The organism is Saccharopolyspora sp. NPDC050389 (genome assembly GCF_040655595.1).
In the GTDB taxonomy this organism is placed as follows: Bacteria; Actinomycetota; Actinomycetes; order Mycobacteriales; family Pseudonocardiaceae; genus Saccharopolyspora.
Genome location: NZ_JBFAKG010000078.1, coordinates 1 through 23,248, shown reverse-complemented (window position 1 = coordinate 23,248; position 23,248 = coordinate 1). Strand labels below are relative to the sequence as shown.

Genomic DNA, 23,248 nt, shown 5'->3' with positions numbered 1-23,248 from the left:
GGAGTGGGTGCCGGTTTCGCGCGAAATCGGCACCCGGGCAACCGCGTCAGGCCACTTCGGCGAGGAGCTGCCCGGGGGCAGCGAGCCGACGGCGGGTCGGTTCGCCCGCGCACACCTGTGAGTAGGCCTCCCGCATGCCTTTTCGCGCGCGGTAGACGAGCGCGGCGGCGCTGTTGCGGCTGATGCCCAAACGCCGGCTCAACTCGGCCGTCGTCTGGTCCTCGACCTCCATGCACCACAGGACGTGCCGCCAGCGGCGCGGCAGCCGGGCGAACGCCTTCGCCACCAGCTCGCGCTCCAGCTTGAGCACCGCGGGATCGATGAACGGCACATGGTTCTCGGGCCGGTAGAAACCGTCGAGCTCGGCGGCGAGGTGCACCCGGCGATCCCGGTTGTTCAACGCCATCGCCAGATTTCGCACCGTGGTGAGCAGGTAGGCGCGGAACGCGGAGTCCGGGCCACCGCCGCGGCGCAGGACGTCCAGGATCTTCACGAACGCTTCCGCGACCAGGTCTTCCGCGTCGCTAGGAGTGCCGACGACCTGCTTGGCCATGGTGTGCGCCGCCGTGCGATGCCGCGAGTACAGTTCGCCGAACGCTTCGGTCGATCCAGTCCGAACCGCGTCTAGCAGCGTCCGATCGTCATCCGCGATCATCGTTCCTCTCACTGCTTTTGCACCGGTGAGGGGCGGGCTGCCAGGTGAAAGCGGCGGCCGCCCCCCACCGGGTACGCCCCCACTGCGAGAGATGGTCGTCGGGACGGGGACGACGAACAAGGTAAAGATTTTCAGATAGTGATTACCCCTCGAAGGGGCGACGGTAGCCCGCCGAAATATCACCCGGCAGTGGGAAATTCGTCGGCCACCGCGAGGGTCCGGGAGATCTTTCCGGCCGCGGTCCGCAACGGCGCCACATAGGACTTGGTGTCGGCGAGCTTGCGCGCCGGGAACGAGATCGCCAGCGTCACCGGGCCGCCGGCGCCGATCACCGGCGCGGCCAGGCACGCGGTGCCCAACGAGTACTCCTCGGAGTCGGAGACCACCGGCCGGACCGGGCCGTTGACCAGGTCGCGGATCCGGGTGATCGTGCGCGGGGTCAGGTCGGCGGGCGGGTACCGGAGGAAGTGATCGGTGCGTTCTTCCTGGCTCAGCCCGGAAAGCAGGCACTTGCCGATCGCCGTGGCGTGCGCGGCCTCGCGGAAGTCGGCCCAGGTGTCCACCCGGGGCGTGCGCGGGCTGTCGACGATCTCGGCGACCTCCACCTCGCCCTCGTGGTAGCGGGCGAGGTAGATGGCCGCGTTCAGGTCCTCGCGCAGGCTCACCATGACGGTGCGGACCTGGCTGCGCAGCCCCTGGCTCCGGCCGGCGACGTGCAGCCCGCTCACCTGCTCCCCGATGATGAAGGCGCCGTCGTCGAGCTTCTCCAGGTAGCCCTCGTGCACCAGGGTGCGCAGCAGGTGGTAGGTGGTCGGCAACGCGATTCCGGTGCTTCTGGCAAGGGTTTTCGCGGTTGCACCGCCCGCGTGCTCGCCCACCGCCTCCATCAATCGAAGCGCGCGCTGCACCGATGCGATCAACGTGGGTTCGCCGCCCCGTGCCACCTGTCCCTCCTGAGCTCCGCAGCGCCGTGGTGCTCGCGCTGATCGTGAAACGAATTCAGGCTTGGCAGTATCCACCGCCGCCGAGGCGCACGCACCTGTTTCGGCGGCGATCTCCGATCATTCCGACAGTGCCGCGTAGCCGGGCTTGATCACCTCGTTGATGATCGCCAACCGCTCGTCGAAGCCGATGAACGACGACTTCATCGCGTTCACCGTGAACCACTGCATCTCCGACCAGCCGTAGCCGAACGCCTCGTGCAGCGCGGCGAACTCGCCGGACATCGAACAGTGGCTCATCAGCCGGTTGTCGGTGTTCACGGTGACCCGGAAGCGCAGCTTCGCCAGCAGCCCGATCGGGTGCTCGGCGATCGACTTCGCGGCCCCGGTCTGCAGGTTCGACGACGGGCACATCTCCAGCGGGATCCGCCGATCCCGGACGTAGGAGGCTAGCCTGCCCAGGTGCACCGTGCCGTCCTCGGCGACCTTGATGTCGTCGACGATCCGCACGCCGTGCCCGAGGCGTTCCGCGCCGCAGTGCTGGATCGCCTCCCAGATAGAAGGCAGCCCGAACGCCTCACCGGCGTGAATGGTGAAATGCGCGTTCTGCTGGCGGAGGTATTCGAAGACGTCCAGGTTCCGCGTGGGCGGGAATCCCGCTTCCGGACCCGCGATGTCGAAGCCGACCACCTCGGCGTCGCGGTACCGGACGGCGAGGTTCGCGATTTCCGCCGACCTCGCGTGCTGCCGCATCGCGCACAGCAAGGTACCGATTCGGATACGTTTTCCGGCGGCGGCGGCGCGGCGCTCTCCATCCCGGAATCCGTCCTGCACCGCCTGCACGATCTGGTCGAGCGTCAGCCCCCGTTCCTGGAAGAGTTCCGGGGCGTAGCGGATCTCCGCGTACACCACTCCGTCGGCGGCCAGATCCTCGACGCACTCGGCCGCGACCCGGGCCAGCGCCTCCTCCGTCTGCATCACCGCGACGGTGTGCGAGAAGGTCTCCAGGTAGCGTTCCAGCGATCCCGAGTCCGCCGCCGCGGCGAACCATTCGCCCAGCTCATCGGCGTCCTCGTGAGGCAGGTCGGAGTACCCGACCGCCCGCGCTAGATCGATCACGGTCTGCGGTCGCAGGCCACCGTCGAGGTGGTCGTGCAACAACACCTTCGGAGCCAGCCGGATGGTGTCCAGGTTCACCGGAGTCGACATGCGCCCACGTTACAGCGCGCAGGTGACGACCTCACGCACAGCTACGAACAGCAAACCTGAAGAAAACCCGAGATACGCCCAGGTTTCAGGTCTCGTTCAACCGGACGGCCGTCACGCAAAACTCACCCAGATGGAGGCAATCGCAACTCTTAGAGCATTCAGCAGCGATCTCCTTGGTCTTTTCGGCCTAATAATGCAAGACCGAACGGAGTCATAAATGGCTTCGCAATCACGCAATGTATCGGGGGGTGGCTGGGAACGCGAGAACCGACTAGCTAGGCTCCTGGAGTCCTCACCCCCCTCGACGAAGGACGCCCCTAGCCGTGACCGAGAACATGTCGTTCGACCGCATGCGCAACATGCTCACGCGTGCGGCTGAGATCCGCGAGAGCGAACAGCAGCAGATCTTCGACGCCCTGGACGAGATCCACGCCCGGTTGTCGCCGCTGGAGTCCCTGGGCTCCGTGCGGAAACGCTTGTCCGAGCTGCCGGATCGCACCGAAGTCAGCGTGCTCGCCGAACGACTCGACGAGGCACTGGCCAAGCTGGAAGCGCACGACGGCGCGCTGGTCGACCTCAAGAGCTCCGTCGACGGCCTGGTCGACAAGCTCGCCAAGCCGTTCGCACAGCTGGACGGGCGCCTGGACGGGGTCGCGGGCCGGATGGACGGCGTCTCCGGTCGGATGGACGGCCTGGAGGACAAGCTCGGCCACATCCACAAGCGCCTCGACGAGCTCGGCCTGCATCTCGACAAGCAGGACGGCCGGCTGGAAACGCTGCCGACCGCGGTGCACGGGCCGGTGCGCGAGCGCATCGACTCGCTGGAGACCAGCCTGCGCGGCCGATTCGCCGAGATCGACGAGGGCGTGCACGAGCACCTCGACGGCACCCGCGAGGCACTGCAGCGCGCTGTCACCGACTCCACCGCCAACGCGCAGAACACCCTCGCCGACGCGGTTTCCGGCACCCGCGAGCAGCTGGACGCCAAGCTCGACCAGCTCGCCGCGCGTCCCGCCGTGGACCCGACCGACCGGCTGGACAAGCTGGCCGAGCGGCTCGAGCAGCTCACCAACCGGCTGGACCAGGTCTCCGGGCGCCTCGGGCAGGTCGAGGACAACGTCAACACCCGGATCGACACCGTCGAGCAGGGCTTCACCAGCCGCCTGGACACCGTCGAGGAAGGCGTCAAGAGCGGGCTCGGCGAGCTCGGCGGCACGCTGTCGAAGAACCTGTCGCAGCTGTCCGGCACGCTGTCCTCGCGTCCCGACAGCGACGCGCTGGGCGCACTGGTCCGCGAGGCCAACGAGGAGAGCGAGCGGCGGCACGCCGGTCAGCTCGACGAGGCGATGGCGACCTTCGCTGAGCTGATCCTCGGCGGCAGCGCGCCCTCCGCCCCGCCGCCGCCCACCACGCTGCCCCGGCAGCAGCGCCGTGGCCGGTCCAAGAGCGCGAAGCGCGACCCCGACAAGGCCCTGACCGCAGACGGCGACGAGGACTTCACCGCCGAAAGCGCCTAGTCCGAGCCGCGCGCCGACCGGCCCCCAGATCAGGGCGGTCCGGTCGGTGCGCGGTCCGCGACCACCCGATCCAGGATCAGCGGCGTCGACACCTCGTCGGCGCCGCTGATCTCGTATGCGCCCACCAACGCGTCTCGGGCGCCGGCAACGGTTTCCGGCCGGTCGGTGTGCAGCTCCAGCAGCGGTTGGCCCGCCGTCACGCGATCGCCCGGCTTCGCCAGGCACAGCACTCCTGCGGCGTGCTGGACGTCGTCCTCCTTGCGGGCCCGGCCCGCTCCGAGCCGCCAGGCCGCGATCCCGACCGCGTACGCGTCGAGTCTCGACAGCGTCCCGGTTTCCGGCGCGGTGAGGACCTCGACGTGCTCGGCTCGCGGCAGCGCGGCCTCCGGGTCGCCGTCCTGGGCCCTGATCATCCGGCACCACGAGTCGTACGCCCGCCCGTCGGCCAGCGCCTCGGCAGGGTCCACATCGGACAGACCGGCGTGGTCGAGCATCTCGCGGGCCAGCGCCAGCGTCAGTTCCACGACGTCCGGCGGCCCGCCGCCCCGCAGCACCTCCACCGCCTCCGCCACTTCCAGCGCGTTGCCGACCGCCCGGCCCAGCGGGACCGACATCCCGGTGATCAACGCGCTGGTGCGCAGCCCGTTGGCCGTGCCGATCTCCACCAGCGCGGTGGCCAGTTCCCGCGCCTGGTCCAGGTCCTTCATGAACGCACCCGAACCGCACTTGACGTCCAGCACCAGCGACTGCACGCCCTCAGCGATCTTCTTGCTCATGATCGAGCTGGCGATCAGCGGAACGGACTCGACCGTGCCCGTCACGTCGCGCAGCGCGTAGAGCTTGCGATCGGCCGGGGCCAGCCCCTCCGTCGCCGCGCACACCACCGCGCCGACGTCGTCGAGCCGGTCGCGGATCTCGTCGGGCGACAACCGCGCGCGCCAGCCCGGTATCGACTCCAGCTTGTCCAGCGTGCCACCGGTATGGCCGAGCCCGCGGCCGGACAGCTGCGGCACCGCCGCGCCGCAGGCGGCGACCAGCGGCGTCAGCGGCAGCGTGATCTTGTCGCCGACGCCGCCGGTGGAATGCTTGTCCACAGTGGGCCTTCGAACCCCGTCCAGCACCAACGTCTCGCCGGAGGCGACCATCGCCGCCGTCCAGCGCGCCGTCTCCGCCGGCGTCATGCCGCGCAGCAGCACCGCCATCGCCAGCGCGGCCATCTGCTCGTCGGCGACCTGGCCCCGGGTGTACGCGTCGATCACCCAGTCGATCTGCTCATCGCTGAGCCGCTGCCCGTCGCGCTTCGCGCGGATCACGTCAATCGCGGAATGCATCGTCATCGCCTCCATGGCTCGCAACAACTTCCCGCCAATAAAGAGGAACGAACCCCGCCAACAGATACACCCCGAACGGATGATCTCGGCGAAATCCCAGGTGGAGCGATCAGAATTCGAAGGCGTCGGGGAGCACTTCGCGCATCGGCAACACTCCTCGAGGAGTGTCGACCAGGCAGTCCGGGCCGCCGAGTTCGAAGAGGAGCTGGCGGCAGCGACCGCACGGCATCAGCAGGTCGCCCGTTCCGCTCCGGCAGGCCACCGCGACGAACCGGCCTCCGCCGGTCAGCCGCAGTTGGCCCGCCATGGTGCACTCCGCGCACAGCGTGAGCCCGAAGGAACCGTTCTCCACGTTGCAGCCGACGACCATCCGGCCGTCGTCGCACAGCGCCGCCGCTCCCACCTGCAACTTCGAGTACGGGCAGTACGCCAGCGCCGCGGCCTCCACCGCCGCGGCGCGCAGCGCCTCCCAGTCCACAGCGGTCGTCACTAGTCCTCGCCTCTGCGGTATTGCAGGCCGTTCGCTTCGGGTGGTCGTAGTCGTTGCGACGCCGCCGCGAGGATCACCAGCGTGACGAGGTGCGGCGTGTAGGCCGTCAGTTCGTCCGGGAGTTCGTCGGTGAACCAGTACACCGAGTACATGACCGCGGCGAACACCAGGGCCACCCCGGCGCCGAACCACATCCGCCGCCACAGCTGCACGGCCACGACCACGACCAGCACCAGCGTCGCCGCGTAGAACAGCGCGTGCACGCTGGTCCCGCCGCTGCGCAGCTGGAGGCCGTCGGAGTAGCCGAACAGCGCCGCGCCACCGAGCAGCCCGCCGGGCCGCCAGTTGCCGAAGATCATCGCCGCCAGGCCGATGTAGCCCCGGTTGTTGGTCTGGCCCTCCAGGTAGCCGGCCTGCCCCGGGTTGAGGATCAGCGCCGCGCCTCCGAGCCCGGCCAGCGCGCCGGAGATGATCACCGCGATGTACTTGTAGCGGTAGACGTTCACGCCGAGCGATTCCGCCGCGACCGGGTTCTCGCCGCAGGACCGCAGCCGCAGCCCGAACGGCGAGCGCCACAGCACCAGGTAGCTCACCGGCACCAGCAGGTACGCCAGCATCGTCAGCGGCGACACCTCGGTGACCAGGCCGCCGAGGATGCCCGCGAGGTCGGAGATCCCGACCCGCTGCAGGTCCTCCGCCTGCTGCAGCCAGGTGCCCAGCGGCTGCGCCGAGTAGGTGTCGAACTTCGGCACCGGCGGCGATTCCCGCGGGTTCCGCGACAGCGGCTCGAACAGCAGCGTCGACAGGTACTTCGCGGCGCCCGCGCCGAGCAGGTTGATCGCCACGCCGGACACGATGTGGTTGACGCCGAAGGTCACCGTCGCCACCGCGTGCACCAGGCCGCCGAGGGCGCCGAACACCGCCGCGGCGACCAGCCCGGCCAGCGGCCCCCACTGGTAGCCCGCCCAAGCACCGCCCCAGGTGCCCATGATCATCATGCCTTCGAGGCCGATGTTGATGACCCCGGCGCGCTCCGCCCACAGCCCGCCGAGCGCGGCGAGCAGGATCGGGATGCCCAGCCGCACCGCCGCCTGCACGGTGCCGGACGAGGTCAGCTGCGGCACGCCGGTCTGGTACGAGGTGATCGACACCGCAACGAAGCCGACCGCCACCCACAGCAGGACGCGGGCCCAGCCGGGCATCGGGCGCCGGCCGTTGCCGTTCGTTTTCCGGTCCGCCGGCGCCGATTCGGTCGCGACCGCGGTCATGCCCGCTCACCTCCGGTTCCGGCGGCGACCGGGGTGGCCGCGGTGCCCAGCGCGCGCCCGACCCGCCGCTGCTCGGCGGCGAGTTCGCGGCGGCGCACCAACTCGTATGCGACGACGACCGAAAGCACGATGGCGCCCTGCAGGATCGTCACGATCTCCTTGGGCACCCCGATGTTGTCCAGCGTCAACGAACTCTTGTCCAGGAAGGACCACAGCAGCGCGCCGAAGGCGATGCCGATCGGGTGGTTGCGGCCGAGCAGGGCGATGGCCAGCCCCGCGAAGCCGTAGCCGGTCGGGAAGTTGATCGAGAAGGTGTGGTCCCGGCCGAGGATCTCCGGCAGGCCCGCCAGGCCCGCGATGGCGCCGGAGAGCAGCATCGCGGTCATGATCATGCGCTTGGAGTTGACCCCGCCGGCCGCCGCCGCGGTCGGCGACAGGCCGGAGGCGCGCAGCTCGAAGCCGTAGCGGGTCCGGTCGATCATCACCGAGTAGCCGACGCCGACCACGACCGCCAGCAGCACGAGGCCGAACACGGTGCCCGCGCCGCCCAGCGGGATGCCGGGCATCTGGGCGCTCTCCGGGAGGAGCGCCGTGCCCATCGTGTTGCCGCGCAGCACGCCGAAGGTCGACACGAGGTAGGAGACGAGCCCGATCGCCAGCGTGTTGAGCATGATCGTGGAGATCACCTCGGACACCCCGCGGTAGACCTTGAGCAGCGCCGCGATGCCGCACCACGCGGCACCGGTGGCCGCGCCGACCACCACGATCACCACGGCGTGCAGCCCGAACGGCAGGCTGATCGCGCCGCCGACGATGGCCGCCACGCACGCGGCCAGCTTGTACTGGCCCTCGATGCCGATGTTCAGCAGGTTCATCTGGAACCCGATCGCGGCCGCCACCGCCACCAGGTAGTACGCGCCCGCCGTGTTGATGATGTCCACGCTGGTCGTGCCGCGACCGACCTGCGCGATCATCTCCGCGAGGGTCGCGATCGGGTTCGCGCCGGAGACCAGCAGCACCACGCTGCACAGCACTGCGGCGAAGACGATCGCCAACGCAGGCGGCAGCAGCCGCGCCCGCCAGGTGTTCATGCCGCCTCCCCTGCACCGGTCATCGCCGCGCCGAGCTCCTCGGGCGTCACGGCGCGCGGATCGGCCGTCGCCACGAACCGCCCGCGGAACATCACCCGGATGGTGTCGGACAGGCCGATCAGCTCGTCGAGATCGGCCGAGATCAGCAGGACCGCCAGGCCCGCCGCGCGGGCGGCGCGCAGGTGGCCCCAGATGCCCGCCTGCGCCCCGACGTCCACACCGCGCGTCGGGTGGGCCGCGATGAGCAGCGCCGGATCGCCGGACAGCTCCCGGCCGACCACGAGCTTCTGCTGGTTGCCGCCGGAGAGCGCGGCCGCGTCCACGTCGATGCCCGGGGTCCGGACGTCGAACTCGTCGATGATCCGCTGGGTATCGGCCTTCGCGCCCGCCCGGTCCAGCCACCTGCCGCGGGCCGTCGGCCTCCGGGTCTGGTAGCCGAGGATCCGGTTGATCCACAGCGATTCCTGCAGCAGCAGGCCCTGCCGGTGCCGATCCTCCGGCACGTAGCCGATGCCCGCCTCGCGGCGCGCCAGCGTGGACAGTTCGGTCAGGTCGCGCTCGCCCAGGCTGATGCGCCCGGCGGCGACCGAGCGCATGCCCATGATCGCCTCGACGAGCTCGGTCTGGCCGTTGCCCTCCACGCCGGCGATGCCGACGACCTCGCCGGCCCGCACCGTCAGGTCGATGTCCTCGAGCACCGCCCGGTCCTGGTCCGATGCGGACAGGCCGGCGACGACCAGCACCTCGCGATCGGTCACAGTGGATTCGCCGTGCTCGGGCACCGGCAGCTCGCTGCCGACCATCATCTCGGCGAGGCTGCGGCTGCTCACCTCCACGGCCGGCACGGTGCCGACCGTGGTGCCGCGCCGCAGGACCGTGATCGTGTCGGCGATCGCCCGCACCTCGTCGAGCTTGTGCGAGATGAACAGGAACGTGAAGCCCTGTTCGCGCATGTTGCGCAGGGTGCCGAACAGCTCGTCGACCTCCTGCGGGACCAGCACCGCGGTGGGCTCGTCGAGGATGATGATCCGCGCGCCCCGGTACAGGACCTTGAGGATCTCCACGCGCTGCCGGTCGGCCACGCCGAGCCGTTCGACCAGCTCGTCCGGGCGCAGCTCGAAGCCGGCCTGCTCGGCGAGCTCCAGCACCCGCCGCCGCGCCTTCGCGCCGATGCCGTGCTCGCCTTCCGCGCCCAGCACGACGTTCTCCAGCACGGTGAGGTTGTCGGCGAGCATGAAGTGCTGGTGCACCATGCCGATGCCGGCCCGGATCGCGTCGGCGGGCGTGCGGAACCGGACTTCCTCGCCGTGCACGCGGATGGTGCCGGCGTCCGGCGCCTGCATTCCATAGAGGATCTTCATCAAGGTGGACTTGCCGGCACCGTTCTCGCCGCACAGCGCGTGCACCTCGCCGACGCGCACCACGAGGTTCACATCGGAATTGGCGACCACGCCGGGAAAGGTCTTGGTGATGCCGGTCAGCTCGACGGCCGGTTCCCCGGCGGTGCCGGGTGGGCCGCCGGATTCCGGCGCAATGGAGGTGTTCATGAGGCTCCGTGGGACGTCGACACCGGCAGCGAAGCAGAAGGACGCTCAACAATGGACGGTTTCGGGGAGAACGTGACGATCTTGGCGCGAACCCGCCAACCGATCGCTTGACGAGCGAGGGGCACCCCCGACCCGTTGACCGCGTCAGGAGTGCCCCTCATCTCGGATGTCACGGCTTGTCGGAAACCTTGATCTCGCCGCGGGCGATGGCCGCCTTGTAAGCGTCCACCGTGGGCACCAGGTCGTTGACCTTGTCACCGGAGGTGGAGTAGCCCACGCCGTCGATGGCCAGGTCGAACTTCTTCGGGATCGAGCCCAGGTCGTTGCGCGCGACCGCCGCGATGTAGTCGTACACCGCGAAGTCGACCCGCTTGAGCATCGAGCTGATGATCACGTCCTTGTACTCCGCGACCGTCGGCTGGTTGTACTGGTCTGAGTCCACGCCGATGGCCTGCGCGTTCGAGGACTTGACCGACGAGAACACGCCCTTCCCGGAGGCGCCCGCCGCGTGGTAGATCACGTCGGCCCCGGACTCCAGCTGGCTGGTCGCGATCTCGGAACCCTTGTTGGGGTCCTGGAAACCGCTGAAGTCACCGGCCGGCGTCAGGTACTTGCGCTCGATCTTGATGTCCGGCGCGGCCGTCGTGGCGCCCGCCACGTACCCGGCCTCGAACTTCTCGATCAGCGGCGTCTTCACGCCGCCGACGAAGCCGATGTGGCAGTTCTTCGACCGGTGCGCGGCGATCACGCCGACCAGGAACGAGCCCTGCTCCTCGGCGAACACCAGCGACGTGACGTTCGGGATCCCCTGCACGTCCTCGTCGATGATCGCGAACTTGGTGTCCGGGAACTCCGGAGCGACCATCTTGACCGAGTCCGCGTAGGAGTAGCCGACCGCGATGACCGGGTTGTAGCCCTCGCGCGCCAGCTGCCGCAGCCGGGTCTGCTTGGCGTCTTCCGGCTCGCCCGCCCCGGCGTCGAGCTCCTTGATGTCGGTGAAGCCCATCTGCGCCTTGGCCCGGTCCAGTCCCGCGACCGAGGCGTCGTTGAACGAGGCATCCCCGCGTCCACCGATGTCGAAGGCCAACCCCACCCGCATCCCGGCGGCCTGCGGGGCGGGCTGCTGCTCGTTGGCCGAAGTGGTCGGTGCGGCCCCGGCCGGCGGCGCGCTCAGCTGGCACCCCTGGCCCTGGGCGTTGTCGGTTCCCCCACCCCCGCTGTCCTTGGCACAACCCGCCAGCGCCAAGGCGCCCGTGAGCAGCACCGCGACCACTGTGGCGCCGTTCCGGCGCGATCCTCCGGCACCCGAGCGCCTTCCCCATATCGGCGTTCGCCGCATGCCGTTCCCCTTTCCCGTCGGTCCCACCGCGCCCCCACACCACGGCTCCGGTTTGGCCGGAGGCCCGCGGCGCCGAGTGAACTCCACACGAAGGGGTTGTCCTCCTGGTGAATTGTTCTTCCGGGGCGCGGCGCACGCCATTCGGTGACGTGGCTCTCGAAATTAAGTCTTGACGCTGCCGCTTGGGCATTGCTCGCGTGTCACGAAATGGTTTCTACATCGATCAACCAGGACAGGGCGCTTGTCTGGTCGATCACAGACGGCGCAGGCGAGTAGGCCAGGGCGTTTCGTCGGGTCTAGCATCCGATGCGTCAAGGCCCCAGTTCGTGGCCGGTGACGGGCGTGCACCCAATGCCAATTGGGACCAACTGCAACTCGGGGCCGGCCGCCCCTGTTCCCGAACGGGGCCGTCAGTCCACCAGCGAGGTTGGAGGCCTTCCACCATGGCCAGCACCACCGCCTCCGCGGCCGAGGCCCCGCAGCGCGCCACCGCACCGCGCGCCAAGGGGCGCCTCTACCGCGGCGATCTGGGCATGTGGTCGTGGGTCGCCCACCGAATCACGGGCGTACTCACCTTCTTCTTCTTGTTCGTACACGTCCTGGACACCGCCCTGGTCCGGGTTTCGCCGAACGCGTACGACACGGTCATCGAAACCTACAAGCACCCCGTGATGATCCTGTTCGAGCTGGGTCTGCTGGCGGCCGTGCTGTTCCACGCGTTCAACGGCATCCGGGTCATGCTGGTCGACTTCTGGGCCAAGGGCACGAAGTACCAGAAGCCGATGCTTTGGACGGTCGTGGTGCTCTGGCTGGTGTTGATCATCCCGGCCGCGATCAGCCTGATCGGCCGCGCAGTCACGGAAGTTTTCGGGGGTTGAGCAAATGACCGTCACCGACGCACCACTTTCCGTGGAGAAGCCGCGCACCCCGTCCCGCCCCGCCGCGCGCCGCAACAACTTCGAGCTCTACAGCTGGTTGTTCATGCGGCTGTCCGGCGTGGTCCTGCTGTTCCTGGTGCTGGGCCACCTGCTGATCATGCTGTTCCTGGACGGCGGCGTTCACAAGATCAACTTCGCGTTCGTCGCGGGCCGCTGGGCGTCCCCGTTCTGGCAGTTCTGGGACCTCACCATGCTGTGGCTGGCCGGCCTGCACGGCGGCAACGGGCTGCGCACCGTGATCAACGACTACTCCCGAAAAGACGGCACACGCTTCTGGCTGAAGATGCTGCTGTACGTCTCGGTCTTGCTGACCGTGGGTCTGGGCACCTTCGTTCTCTTCACCTTCGACCCGAACATCGGCTAGCGCCGCAGACGACCACAGCGTGGCGAGATCGACGCCCCACCCGCGGGTCCCGCCACAGCCCGAGGAGGCGACCATGCAATTCCACAAGTACGACGTGGTCATCGTCGGCGCGGGCGGCGCCGGGATGCGCGCCGCGATCGAATCCGGGCAGCGCGCCCGCACCGCCGTGCTGACCAAGCTCTACCCCACCCGTTCGCACACCGGCGCCGCCCAGGGCGGCATGTGCGCGGCGTTGGCCAACGTCGAAGAGGACAACTGGGAGTGGCACACCTTCGACACCATCAAGGGCGGTGACTACCTGGTCGACCAGGACGCCGCCGAGATCATGGCGAAGGAAGCCATCGACGCGGTCCTCGACCTGGAGAAGATGGGGCTGCCGTTCAACCGGACCCCGGAAGGCAAGATCGACCAGCGCCGGTTCGGCGGCCACACCCGCGACCACGGCAAGGCCCCGGTCCGCCGCGCCTGCTACGCCGCGGACCGCACCGGCCACATGATCCTGCAGACGCTGTACCAGAACTGCGTCAAGCACGGCGTGGAGTTCTACAACGAGTTCTACGTCCTGGACATCATGCTCAGCGACGGCCCGGACGGCCAGCAGGTCTGCTCCGGCGCGATCGCCTACGAGCTGGCCACCGGCGAGATCCACGTCTTCCAGGCCAAGTCCGTCATCTTCGCCACCGGCGGCTTCGGCAAGGTCTTCAAGACCACGTCGAACGCGCACACCCTCACCGGCGACGGCATGGGCATCATCTACCGCAAGGGCCTGCCGCTGGAGGACATGGAGTTCTACCAGTTCCACCCGACCGGCCTGGCCGGCCTGGGCATCCTGATCACCGAGGGCGTCCGCGGTGAAGGCGGCATCCTGCGCAACGCCGACGGCGAGCGGTTCATGGAGCGCTACGCCCCGACGATCAAGGACCTGGCGCCGCGCGACATCGTCGCCCGGTCGATGGCCCTGGAGGTGCTGGAAGGCCGCGGCGCGGGCCCGAACAAGGACTACGTGCTGCTCGACGTGACGCACCTCGGCGAGGAGCTGCTCGAGGCGAAGCTGCCGGACATCATGGAGTTCTCCCGCACCTACCTCGGTGTGGAGCCCACCAAGGAGCCGGTGCCGGTCTACCCGACCGCGCACTACGCGATGGGCGGCATCCCGACCAACATCGTCGGCGAGGTGCTGCGGGACAACGACACCGTCATCCCGGGCCTGTACGCCGCCGGCGAGTGCGCCTGCGTCTCGGTGCACGGCTCGAACCGGCTGGGCACCAACTCGCTGCTGGACATCAACGTGTTCGGCCGCCGGTCGGGCATCGCCGCGGCCGAGTACGCGCTCGGCCACGACCACGTCGAGATCCCGGAGGAGCCGACCAAGCTCGTGGAGGGCATGGTCGACCACCTGCGCACCGCGCACGGCGGCGAGCGGGTCGCCACGATCCGCACCGAGCTGCAGCAGACGATGGACGCCAACGCCTCGGTGTACCGCACCGAGGAGACGCTCAAGACGGCGCTGTCCGACGTGCAGGCGCTCAAGGAGCGCTACGGCCGGATCTCCGTGCACGACAAGGGCAAGCGGTACAACTCCGACCTGCTGGAGGCCATCGAGCTGGGCTTCCTGCTCGACCTGGCCGAGGCGCTGGTCAACGCCGCGCTGGCCCGCAAGGAGTCCCGCGGCGGCCACGCCCGCGAGGACTACACCGCCCGGGACGACGTCAACTTCATGCGGCACAGCATGCAGTACAAGGTGTTGCCCGAGCAGGAGGACCCGAACGCGCCGCTCGGGTTGACCGGTTTCCAGGCCGACATCCGCCTGGACTACAAGCCCGTCGTCGTCACCCGGTACCAGCCGATGGAGCGTAAGTACTGATGACCGCCGCTACCACGAAAAACGACACGACCGACCTTCCGGACGACGCCCCGCCGATCCCCGACGGCGCCACGATGGTGACCGTCAAGATCCTCCGGTACAACCCGGAGGTCGACGAGGACCTGCACTGGGAGTCGTACCGGATCCCGGCGCTGCCGTCGGACCGCGTGCTGAACCTGCTGCACTACATCAAGTGGTACGTCGACGGCACGCTGACCTTCCGCCGGTCCTGCGCGCACGGCGTGTGCGGGTCCGACGCGATGCGGATCAACGGGGTCAACCGGCTGGCCTGCAAGGTGCTGATGAAGGACCTGCTGGCCAAGGGCGGCGAGACCACGCTGACCATCGAGCCGATCAAGGGCCTGCCGGTCGAGAAGGACCTGCTGGTCGACATGGAGCCGTTCTTCGAGGCCTACCGGGCGGTCAAGCCGTACCTGATGACCACCGGCAACGAGCCGACCCGGGAGCGCATCCAGTCGGTCGCCGAGCGGGCGCGGTTCGACGACACCACCAAGTGCATCCTGTGCGCGGCGTGCACCACGTCGTGCCCGGTGTACTGGTCGGACGGCAACTACTTCGGCCCGGCGGCGATCGTCAACGCGCACCGGTTCATCTTCGACAGCCGCGACGAGGGCGCCGAGGAGCGACTGGACATCCTCAACGACGTCGACGGGGTGTGGCGCTGCCGCACGACCTTCAACTGCACGGACGCCTGCCCGCGAGGCATCCAGGTCACGAAGGCGATCCAAGAGGTCAAGCGAGCCCTGATGTTCCGCCGCCGCTGACCACGAGCAACACGACGGCGCCCGCCTCCCCGGAGGTGGGCGCCGTTTTCGTTCCGGAGACCGGGCCGGTCAGCGGCGGGTGGCGCGGAAGGCTCGCCAGCCGAGGATTCCGATGATCGTACCCAGGACCAGGGAGACGATCGCGATCACGAAGTGGACGATCAGGTAGGACGTCGGCGAGGCGCCTTCCCAGGATCGGTCGCTGTTCCAGATGTTGCGCATGAAGTTCGGCCACAGCAGGTACGACCAGACGCCGAAGGCCAGCAGGAACAGCGCAACGCGGCGGGAAATTGTCACGGTCCCAGTATCCGCTGTAACCTGCTTCACCCACCTGGCCGGGTGGCGGTCGACATCCCGTCGCGCACCGGGATTGGCTAGCCTGCTGCGTGTGCCTCTGAGTGCCCGCGGCCCGCTCCGCATGAAATCCGTGCTCCGCGCGGCCGTTTGCACCGTCGCCGCCGCGCTCGTGCTGACGACCGGTGGCACCGCCGCGGCCCAGCCGCCGGCCGCGTGCCCCAACGCCGCCCCGCCGCCCCCGGTCGACACCTCCGAGGTGCCCGCGCCCGGCATGCCGGTGCCCGAACCTGTGCCGGTGCCGGAGACGCCCGTCGGCGGAAACCGCCTGGCGGAGTGCGGCGTGATCATCGCGCCGGGACTGCCGGAGCCGCCCGCCGATGTCACCGCCGCCAGCTGGGTGCTGGCCGACCTGGACAGCGGTGCCGTGCTGGCGGCGAAGGACCCGCACGCCAGGCACCGCCCGGCGTCCACGATCAAGGTGCTCACCGCGCTCACCGCGATCCGCGAGCTGCGGCTGGACGACACGATCGTCGTCACCCAGGAGGACGCCGACCAGGAGGGCAGCCGGGTCGGGCTGAGCCCGGGCGTCACCTACACGGTGCAGCAGGTGCTGACCGGGCTGATCATGCGATCCGGCAACGACGCCGCGCACGCGCTCGCCATGAAGATGGGCGGCGTGGAGGTCACGCTCGACAAGGTCAACGCGCTGGGCCGCGAGCTCGGCGCGCTGGACACCCGGGTCGCGACGCCGTCCGGTTTGGACGGCCCGGGCATGAGCACCTCGGCCTACGACCTGGCCATCATCTTCCGCGTGGCGATGAGCGAACCGGCGTTCGCGTCGATCGCCGGGATCCACAACACGCAGCTGCCGGGCAAGCCGGGCGGCCCGCCGCTGGAGGTCTGGTCCGACAACCAGGTGCTGCTGAACTACCCGGGCGGCATCGGCGGCAAGACCGGGTTCACCGACGATGCGCGGCACACGTTCATCGGTGCCGCCGAGCGCGACGGCCGCCGGCTGGTGACGGTGCTGATGCGCGGCGAGAACCAGCCGATCCGGCAGTCCCAGCAGACCATGCACCTGCTGGACTACGGGTTCGGGCTCGACACCGGCGACCCGGTGGGCCAGCTGGTGACGGCGTCACCTGAACCGCCATATGTGGACGCCGCGGCCGAGGAGCAGGGGCATTCGCCGGAGAACGCCCAGCCGCAGCCGGCCTCGATGTTCGGCACGGTCGGCGGGCCGTTGACGCTGATCGTGATCCTGGCCGTCGCGGCGATCGGCGTCCTGGCGCTCCGGCAGCGCCGCGCGCGGCTTGCCGCCGCCGCACGCCGCAAGCACAACGGCAACGACCACCCCTGACGGAACCCTCTTCCGGCGCGCCGCCGGCTGTGCTCCAATTAGTTAACGGTCCCGGTTCGTTATTTAATTGGAGCGACCATGGAGACGACATCCGCACTGGTGGTGGGGGCCGGGCCGGCCGGCCTGGCGCTGGCCTGTGGACTTCGGCAGCACGGCGTCGCGGTACGCGTGATCGACCAAGCGGCCGGACCGGCGAGCACCTCGCGGGCTAACATCCTGCACGCCCGCGGAGTCGAGGTGCTGAACCGGCTGCGAGCCCTCGGAGACCTGCCGGACCGCGCGCTGCACGCCATCCGGATGACCTTCTACCTCGAGGAGAAGCCGCTGGCCGCGGTCAGTTTCGGCCGGATCGAGGGCAACCAGCTCTCCGCCCTGCTGGTGCCGCAGGCCGAGGTGGAGGCCGTCCTGCGGCAGCGGCTCACCGAGCTCGGCGGCACCGTCGAATGGGGCCGAGAGCTGACCGGCCTCGCTCAGCGCCCCGACGGCGTCACCGCAACACTGCGGGACGGCAGCCTGAGCGCCGACTACGTGGTGGGCTGCGATGGCGCGCACAGCGCGGTCCGGAAGCTCAGCGGCATCGGTTTTCCCGGCGTCCCGCTCGTCGACCAGTGGCTGCTCGCCGACGTGCGCGCCGACTGGGACCTCGACCGCACCGGTTCATCCGGCTGGTTCCACCGGGACGGCTTGTTCTTCGCGATGCCGATGCGCAGCGGAGCGGAGGGCACGTGGCGGCTGATGGCCGACGTCCGCCCAAGCGACGCCACGACGTCCGACGACGTCCTCGACCGGCTGCAGGAACTGCTGCCCGAGCGCACCGGCCGGACCGACGTGAAGATCCGCGACGTGGCGTGGACTTCGACCTTCCGCATCCACCGCCGCCTCGCCGACCGCTACCGCGACGGGCGCGTGCTGCTCGTCGGCGACGCCGCGCACATCCACAGCCCGTTCGGCGGCCAGGGCATGAACACCGGCATCGGCGACGCCGAGAACCTGGCCTGGAAGCTCGCGCTGGTCGCGGAGCGCCGCGCCTGCCCGGCGCTGCTGGACACCTACCAGGCCGAACGGCGTCCGCTGGCCGAAGACGTGCTGCGCAACACCACGGCGAACACCAAGCTCATGCTGGCCGACGGCGCGATCGCCCGGTTCGCCCGCGATCGGCTCATCGCCCCGTTGGCGAACCTCGCCGTGGTGCAACGGCGGGCGACCTGGCTCGCCTCGCAGCTCTGGGTCAGCTACCGCAAAGGCCCGCTCGGCTCGCGAAGAGGCCCCCGGCCAAGGCCCGGTGACCGCGTGCCCGACCTGGTGTGCCGGGGCGACCGCGGACCGACCCGGCTGCACTCCGAGCTCGGCGGAAAGTGGGCGCTGCTCGCTCCCGCGGGGACGAGTTCGGAAGCCCTTGCGCCGCTGGGAGAACATGTCGTTCACCTCGCACCGGAACGGCCGCAGCGGGACATCTGGTTGGTCCGGCCCGATGCGCATCTCGCGTGGCGCGGGACGGAATTGCGCTCCCTGGCGCAATGGCTCGACAACGCGCTCGGCAACGGAAGGACGACATGACCAACCGTCGCGGACGGCCGCGCAACCCCGCAGCGGACAAAGCGATCTTGCAGGCCGCGCTGGATCTGTTCATCGAGGGCGGCGTCGAAGGCACCAGCATCGAGCAGATCGCCAAGCGGGCCGGAGTCGGCAAGCTCACCGTGTACCGGCGCTGGGACTCCAAGGAAGCGGTGATCGCCGCCGCGATCGAGTCCGCCCGCGACGAGATCCCCGAGACGATGCCGGCGGACTTCGCCGACGTGCCGGTGGCCGCGCTGGTCAAGCAGGCGCTGCCCGGGCTCGCCGATGCGGTCGCCGACCCCCGGCTGCGCGCGATGGTCGCCCGCGTCTTCGGTTCCAGCGTCAGCCACCCGGCGCTGATGGCGACCTACTGGGAGAACTACGTCGTGCCGCGGCGACGCATCACCCGCGCGTTGTTGGAACGCGCGCAGGCCGATGGGGTGCTCGACGCCGATGCAGACCCGGATGTGCTGATCGACATGATGGTCGGCGCCGTGCTGTTCCGCCTCGTCCAACCGGAACCGCTGGATGCCGCCGGGGCCCGCGAGTACCTGGAGTCAGTCTACCGCCGGGTCGGGCTACTCGACGGTCCACAGTAGAGACTCGCCTGCCGTGTGCGCTTCGGGCCGCTGCAGCAGCCCGAAGTGCTCACGAAACCTGTTCCGCGAGCGAGGTCAGCCGAGAGCCCAGTTCGCGCACGGGATCGCGCAGTTCGTCCGGGCGGCGGATCGGCGTATGTGACACGCGTCTCCCTTGGCGTTGATCAGGGCGAGTTCTGTCCGGCATCGAGCCTAATCTCCAGCGCATCGAATCCCACTGGAGAAGGAGCGCCGAATGGCGACGATCGTGCTGGTTCCCGGCTTCTGGCTCGGCGCGTGGGCGTGGGAGGACGTGACGCGGGAGCTGCGGGCAGCGGGCCACGACGTCCACCCGGTGACGCTGCCCGGACTCGCCGACCGCGCCGCCGAAGCCGGTCCCGAGACCGGCGTCGAGACCCACGTCGCGGACCTGGTCCGGCTCATCGAAGACAACGACCTCCAGAACGTCGTGCTGGTCGGGCACAGCGGCGCGAACGTGCCCGTCACCGGCGCCGCCGACCGCGTCCCGGACCGGGTCGCGCGCATCGTCTACGTCGACGCCGGGCCGATGCCGAGCGGCGTGTCCGTGCTCGACTCCAACCCTCCAGAGGTCCAGGAGGAGTGGCGCAAGACGGTCGATGCCGAAGGCGACGGCTGGCGCCTCCCGCTCCCCGAGTTCGGCGCGGACGACCTCGCCGGGCTGTCCGACGAGCAGCTGGCCCGCATGCGCGCCATGAGCACGCCGCAGCCGTTCGCCACCGTGACGCAGTCCCTGCAGCGGCCGGACACCGTGCCGGACGTGCCGCTCTCGGTGATCGCGTCGACCTTCACCCCGGAGGAGGTCAAGGCCCTCATTGACAGCGGCATCCCGATGTTCGCGCTGATGGCCGGGGCCGATGTGCGCCACCTGCCGACCGGGCACTGGCCGATGTTCTCCCGCCCCGCCGACCTCGCGGCGATGCTGTCCGACATCGCCGGCTGACGTCTCCCCTGGTCAGGCCCCGTGCGTACTTTCGGTTGCTATAGAGCCTGTTTCCAAACTCGTCCTGCGTAGCGGTGCGGGTGGCGGCCCCCCTGCGGGAGTCACCGCGGTCTTCTCGCTGTGGGATCCCCGACATCATGAATGGCCAATTCACCACGTCGGGGCTGTCCTCGCTGGAAGAACCCCGGAGGGGTGGGCACCGTGAACCCGCGGCGGTGCCGGTTGCGAGGGTGGGCTAAGCGGCTGCGCCGCTTCAAAGACAAAACGCCCGCGCTACCACATCCGCACGTCACCACATCCAAAACAGCCTCTACAGCAGCAAAAAGTACGCACGGGCTTTCACCAGCAGGAACGTCAGCGCTTGCGGCGCCAGGCCCAGCCCACGACGGCGCCGAGGCCGACCAGGCTCGCCGTCGCTCGCACACCAACCCGGTCCCGCACCTTGACGACCGGGCGGATGATCGCCGGGCCCGGCGGCCGCGGCGGAGCGACCTCCATGTTCTCCCGGGCCGACGCCGTCCACGCCGTGACGAACAGGATGAACCGCGAGGTCAGGTTCGCGAACACCAGCAGACCGAGGACCGGGCCGAACGCCACGCCCGCAGGCGAGCTGGTGACGCTGTTCAGGTAGACCACGCCGACCTGCTTGAGGATCTCGAACCCGACGGCGGCGAACAGCGCACCCCACACCGCGCTGCGCAGCGTGACCGGCTTTCGCGGCAGCCGCGCCAGCACCCACAGGAACACCAGCCAGGTCGCCAGCAGCGACAGCAGGATCGACAGCACTCGCAGCACGAGCATCGCGACCGGGCTGTCCTCGATCCCGACCAGCTCGAACAGCCACCGCCCGACTCCGCCGCCGATGGCGCTGATGCCCAGCGAGAAGGCCATCGCCGCGCCGAGCCCGATCAGCGATCCCAGGTCCGCGGCCATCCGCCGGACCATCGACTGCTTGCTGGCCTCCTGCGTCCACTGCGCGGTCAGCGCCTCCCGCAGGTTCGTCATCCAGCCGAGCCCCGAGTACAGCGCGGCGAGCAGGCCGATCACGCCGACCGTCCCGGCCTGGCTGATCGCCTGCTCGACGACGCGGTTGAGCATGTCGCTCATCGCCGGGCTGGGCACCGCCGAGGTGATCGACGTCTGCAGCCTGCCCAGCAGCTCCGGGTTCCCGCTCAGCACGAAACCGGCCACGGCGAAGGCGATCATCAGCAGCGGCACCAGCGCGAGCACGCTGAAGTAGGTGATCGCGGCGGCGTAGTAGTCGCCGTACTGGCTCTGGTAGCGCTCGAACGCGCGGATGAGCCGGTCCAGCCACTCGTGGCGGCGGCGCAGCAGAGCCAGTCGTCCCGGCTTCGCGTCCTGCTCCTGACCGGCCACGGTGCGCCTCCCGCCGCAACGGCATCCCCCGAACGGTGGCAGGCTACCCGCGGATGATCAGTTCAGCCCATCGGCGGAAGGAAACCCACCCGATCGAAGACCGTCCGCAGCGTCTCCGCGGACACCGCCCGCGCCCGCTCGGCGCCCCGGTGCAGGACCTTGTCCAGCTCGGTCGGGTCGTCGAGGTATTCGCGAACCTTCTCCTGGAACGGGGTGACGAACTCGACCACGACCTCGCCGAGCTCCTTCTTCAGGTCGCCGTAGCCCTTGCCCTCGTAGGCGGTCTCCAGGTCGGCGATGCTGCGGCCGGTCAGCGCCGAGTAGATCACCAGCAGGTTGCTGATGCCCGGCTTGTTCTCGACGTCGTAGCGGATCTCCCGCTCCAGGTCGGTGACCGCGGAGCGGATCTTCTTCGCCGAGCGCTTCGGCGACTCCAGCAGTTCGACGACCCCGGCGGGCACCGACTTGCTCATCTTCGAGGTCGGGTCCTGCAGGTCGTAGATCTTGGCGGTGGCCTTGGGGATGTGCGCGGCCGGCACCGTGAAGGTGTGGCCGTAGCGGGAGTTGAACCGCTGCGCCAGGTTGCGGGTGAGCTCCAGGTGCTGGCGCTGGTCCTCGCCGACCGGGACCGCGTCGGCCTGGTAGAGCAGGATGTCCGCGGCCTGCAGCACCGGATAGGTGAACAGCCCGACGCTGACGTGGTCGGCTTCCTGGCGGGCGGACTTGTCCTTGAACTGCGTCATCCGGCCGGCCTCGCCGAACCCGGTCAGGCACTCCAGGACCCAGCTGAGCTGGGCGTGCTCCGGGACGTGGCTCTGCACGAACAGCGTCGACCGCTCGGGGTCGATGCCGATGGCGAGCAGTTGCGCGGCGGAGAGCCGGGTGCGCTGGCGCAGCAGCTCCGGGTCCTGCGCGACGGTGATGGCGTGCAGGTCGACGACGCAGTAGAAGGCGTCGTGGTCGTCCTGCATGGTGACCCATTCCCGCAGGGCACCCAGGTAGTTGCCGAGGTGGAACGAGTCGGCGGTGGGCTGGATGCCGGACAGCACGCGCGGCCGCGCCGCGGGCTGGTCGCTGGTCTGGGGTGCGGGGCTGTCGCTGCTCACGTGGTGATTCTCGCAAGCCCCGCGAAGAAGGTGGGAGCGACCTCTCCGGTTTTCCGGCGGGTCAGCTCTTGCGCTGGTTCTCCGGCTGGATCTTCTTCTTCCGGAACATGCCCGCGACCATGCCGACCACTCCGAGCCCGATCGCGGTGAGGCCGACCGGGGCGCTCAGCGAATCCAGGGTGCCGGCCGCGACGACGGTCGGTTCGGCGGCGGCAGCGCCGGCGGTCGCCAGGAGCGCGGCGGAGGCCGCGGCACCAAGCACGGAGACTCGCGTTGCCACGCGAGATATTCGGCTACGCACGGGCGTGCCCTCCCTGCGACAGTTGACCCGATCAGGTCAGTACTCGTCTGGGTCCGGTGGCGGACCGTACCGACCACTCATTACCGGCGTGGTCGCTTTGCGTAAACCGGCCACGACGCAATGATCATATTTTCCGGCCAGCGGCCGCTTTCGCCGGGTCCGCAGATCGTGGAACCGCGCTGGCCAGCGGCCGGAACCGCCCCGAGGGACGGTCCCGGCCGAAAATTTATCTGTGTTCTGCGCCACACCGGTTCGAGTTAGGCCGGGCTGATGCCCAGCTGAACCCGGCCGCCTCGCTCGTAAGTGGTACTGCGCTGCCGCGCCGAGCGGCCCGCCCGAGCCGCCAGTTCG

At 69.5% G+C, this 23,248-nt stretch carries 22 protein-coding genes; 9 read left to right on the top strand and 13 right to left on the bottom strand.

Going from position 1 to position 23,248, the window contains the following annotated elements:
* Window positions 1–46: 46 nt before the first annotated feature.
* The 3 genes from AB0I53_RS36755 to AB0I53_RS36745 form a co-directional block, all read right to left on the bottom strand.
* Window positions 47–655 (bottom strand): sigma-70 family RNA polymerase sigma factor, encoded by a 609-nt coding sequence (locus AB0I53_RS36755; RefSeq protein WP_358613427.1) that lies wholly within the window; start codon window positions 653–655, stop codon window positions 47–49.
* A gap of 179 nt (window positions 656–834) precedes the next feature.
* Window positions 835–1,599: a helix-turn-helix domain-containing protein gene (locus AB0I53_RS36750; protein WP_358613425.1), complete on the bottom strand. Its 765-nt coding sequence runs from the start codon at window positions 1,597–1,599 to the stop codon at window positions 835–837.
* 117 nt (window positions 1,600–1,716) lie between these two features.
* Window positions 1,717–2,805 (bottom strand): adenosine deaminase, encoded by a 1,089-nt coding sequence (locus AB0I53_RS36745; RefSeq protein ID WP_358613423.1) that lies wholly within the window; start codon window positions 2,803–2,805, stop codon window positions 1,717–1,719.
* Between the two features lie 323 nt (window positions 2,806–3,128).
* Here AB0I53_RS36745 and AB0I53_RS36740 point away from each other — a divergent pair, with 323 nt between their 5' ends.
* Complete coding sequence (locus AB0I53_RS36740; RefSeq protein WP_358613421.1) at window positions 3,129–4,322, top strand: hypothetical protein; 1,194 nt, start codon at window positions 3,129–3,131, stop codon at window positions 4,320–4,322.
* A gap of 29 nt (window positions 4,323–4,351) precedes the next feature.
* Here the strand turns inward: AB0I53_RS36740 and AB0I53_RS36735 are convergent, their stop codons facing one another.
* The 6 genes from AB0I53_RS36735 to AB0I53_RS36710 form a co-directional block, all read right to left on the bottom strand.
* On the bottom strand, window positions 4,352–5,659 hold the full coding sequence (locus tag AB0I53_RS36735; RefSeq protein WP_358613419.1) for a thymidine phosphorylase: 1,308 nt from the start codon (window positions 5,657–5,659) through the stop codon (window positions 4,352–4,354).
* A 103-nt stretch (window positions 5,660–5,762) separates the two neighbouring features.
* Entirely contained in the window at window positions 5,763–6,143 is a 381-nt protein-coding gene (locus AB0I53_RS36730; protein WP_358613417.1) for a cytidine deaminase, read from the bottom strand.
* On the bottom strand, window positions 6,143–7,411 hold the full coding sequence (locus AB0I53_RS36725; RefSeq protein ID WP_358613415.1) for an ABC transporter permease: 1,269 nt from the start codon (window positions 7,409–7,411) through the stop codon (window positions 6,143–6,145). Before AB0I53_RS36725 ends, AB0I53_RS36730 begins: the two co-directional genes overlap by 1 nt.
* Window positions 7,408–8,502 carry an ABC transporter permease gene (locus tag AB0I53_RS36720; RefSeq protein ID WP_358613413.1) on the bottom strand — a complete coding sequence of 365 codons (1,095 nt, stop codon included), beginning with the start codon at window positions 8,500–8,502 and terminating at the stop codon, window positions 7,408–7,410. Before AB0I53_RS36720 ends, AB0I53_RS36725 begins: the two co-directional genes overlap by 4 nt.
* Window positions 8,499–10,049 carry an ABC transporter ATP-binding protein gene (locus AB0I53_RS36715; protein ID WP_358613411.1) on the bottom strand — a complete coding sequence of 517 codons (1,551 nt, stop codon included), beginning with the start codon at window positions 10,047–10,049 and terminating at the stop codon, window positions 8,499–8,501. The genes AB0I53_RS36720 and AB0I53_RS36715 overlap by 4 nt, the downstream gene beginning before the upstream one ends.
* A 169-nt stretch (window positions 10,050–10,218) precedes the next feature.
* Complete coding sequence (locus AB0I53_RS36710; RefSeq protein ID WP_358613409.1) at window positions 10,219–11,313, bottom strand: BMP family ABC transporter substrate-binding protein; 1,095 nt, start codon at window positions 11,311–11,313, stop codon at window positions 10,219–10,221.
* A 518-nt stretch (window positions 11,314–11,831) separates the two neighbouring features.
* On the opposite strand from AB0I53_RS36710, the gene sdhC reads away from it, so the two are divergent.
* From sdhC to AB0I53_RS36690, 4 genes are all read left to right on the top strand, one after another.
* The gene (sdhC, locus tag AB0I53_RS36705; RefSeq protein WP_358613408.1) at window positions 11,832–12,266 is read left to right on the top strand and encodes a succinate dehydrogenase, cytochrome b556 subunit; all 435 of its coding nucleotides are present in this window, start codon (window positions 11,832–11,834) and stop codon (window positions 12,264–12,266) included.
* A 4-nt stretch (window positions 12,267–12,270) separates the two neighbouring features.
* A complete protein-coding gene (locus AB0I53_RS36700; protein ID WP_358613406.1) occupies window positions 12,271–12,690 on the top strand; it encodes a succinate dehydrogenase hydrophobic membrane anchor subunit in 420 nt (139 codons plus the stop codon).
* 73 nt (window positions 12,691–12,763) lie between these two features.
* On the top strand, window positions 12,764–14,554 hold the full coding sequence (gene sdhA, locus AB0I53_RS36695; RefSeq protein WP_358613404.1) for a succinate dehydrogenase flavoprotein subunit: 1,791 nt from the start codon (window positions 12,764–12,766) through the stop codon (window positions 14,552–14,554).
* Complete coding sequence (locus AB0I53_RS36690) at window positions 14,554–15,339, top strand: succinate dehydrogenase iron-sulfur subunit (RefSeq protein ID WP_358613402.1); 786 nt, start codon at window positions 14,554–14,556, stop codon at window positions 15,337–15,339. The genes sdhA and AB0I53_RS36690 overlap by 1 nt, the downstream gene beginning before the upstream one ends.
* A 69-nt stretch (window positions 15,340–15,408) precedes the next feature.
* On the opposite strand, the gene AB0I53_RS36685 is transcribed toward AB0I53_RS36690, so the two are convergent.
* Window positions 15,409–15,636 carry a hypothetical protein gene (locus AB0I53_RS36685; RefSeq protein WP_358613400.1) on the bottom strand — a complete coding sequence of 76 codons (228 nt, stop codon included), beginning with the start codon at window positions 15,634–15,636 and terminating at the stop codon, window positions 15,409–15,411.
* 91 nt (window positions 15,637–15,727) lie between these two features.
* Between AB0I53_RS36685 and AB0I53_RS36680 the strand changes: the two genes are divergently transcribed.
* The 4 genes from AB0I53_RS36680 (at window position 15,728) to AB0I53_RS36665 (ending at window position 20,113) form a co-directional block, all read left to right on the top strand.
* A complete protein-coding gene (locus AB0I53_RS36680) occupies window positions 15,728–16,996 on the top strand; it encodes a D-alanyl-D-alanine carboxypeptidase family protein (protein ID WP_358613398.1) in 1,269 nt (422 codons plus the stop codon).
* 78 nt (window positions 16,997–17,074) lie between these two features.
* Entirely contained in the window at window positions 17,075–18,553 is a 1,479-nt protein-coding gene (locus tag AB0I53_RS36675) for an FAD-dependent monooxygenase (protein WP_358613396.1), read from the top strand.
* On the top strand, window positions 18,550–19,152 hold the full coding sequence (locus AB0I53_RS36670) for a TetR/AcrR family transcriptional regulator (protein ID WP_358613394.1): 603 nt from the start codon (window positions 18,550–18,552) through the stop codon (window positions 19,150–19,152). Before AB0I53_RS36675 ends, AB0I53_RS36670 begins: the two co-directional genes overlap by 4 nt.
* Before the next feature lie 235 nt (window positions 19,153–19,387).
* Window positions 19,388–20,113 carry an alpha/beta hydrolase gene (locus AB0I53_RS36665; protein ID WP_358613392.1) on the top strand — a complete coding sequence of 242 codons (726 nt, stop codon included), beginning with the start codon at window positions 19,388–19,390 and terminating at the stop codon, window positions 20,111–20,113.
* A gap of 354 nt (window positions 20,114–20,467) precedes the next feature.
* On the opposite strand, the gene yhjD is transcribed toward AB0I53_RS36665, so the two are convergent.
* From yhjD to AB0I53_RS36650, 3 genes are all read right to left on the bottom strand, one after another.
* On the bottom strand, window positions 20,468–21,490 hold the full coding sequence (gene yhjD, locus AB0I53_RS36660; RefSeq protein ID WP_358613390.1) for an inner membrane protein YhjD: 1,023 nt from the start codon (window positions 21,488–21,490) through the stop codon (window positions 20,468–20,470).
* A 62-nt stretch (window positions 21,491–21,552) separates the two neighbouring features.
* Entirely contained in the window at window positions 21,553–22,596 is a 1,044-nt protein-coding gene (gene trpS, locus AB0I53_RS36655; protein WP_358613388.1) for a tryptophan--tRNA ligase, read from the bottom strand.
* A 61-nt stretch (window positions 22,597–22,657) separates the two neighbouring features.
* Entirely contained in the window at window positions 22,658–22,876 is a 219-nt protein-coding gene (locus tag AB0I53_RS36650) for a hypothetical protein (RefSeq protein ID WP_358613386.1), read from the bottom strand.
* Between the last annotated feature and the right edge of the window lie 372 nt (window positions 22,877–23,248).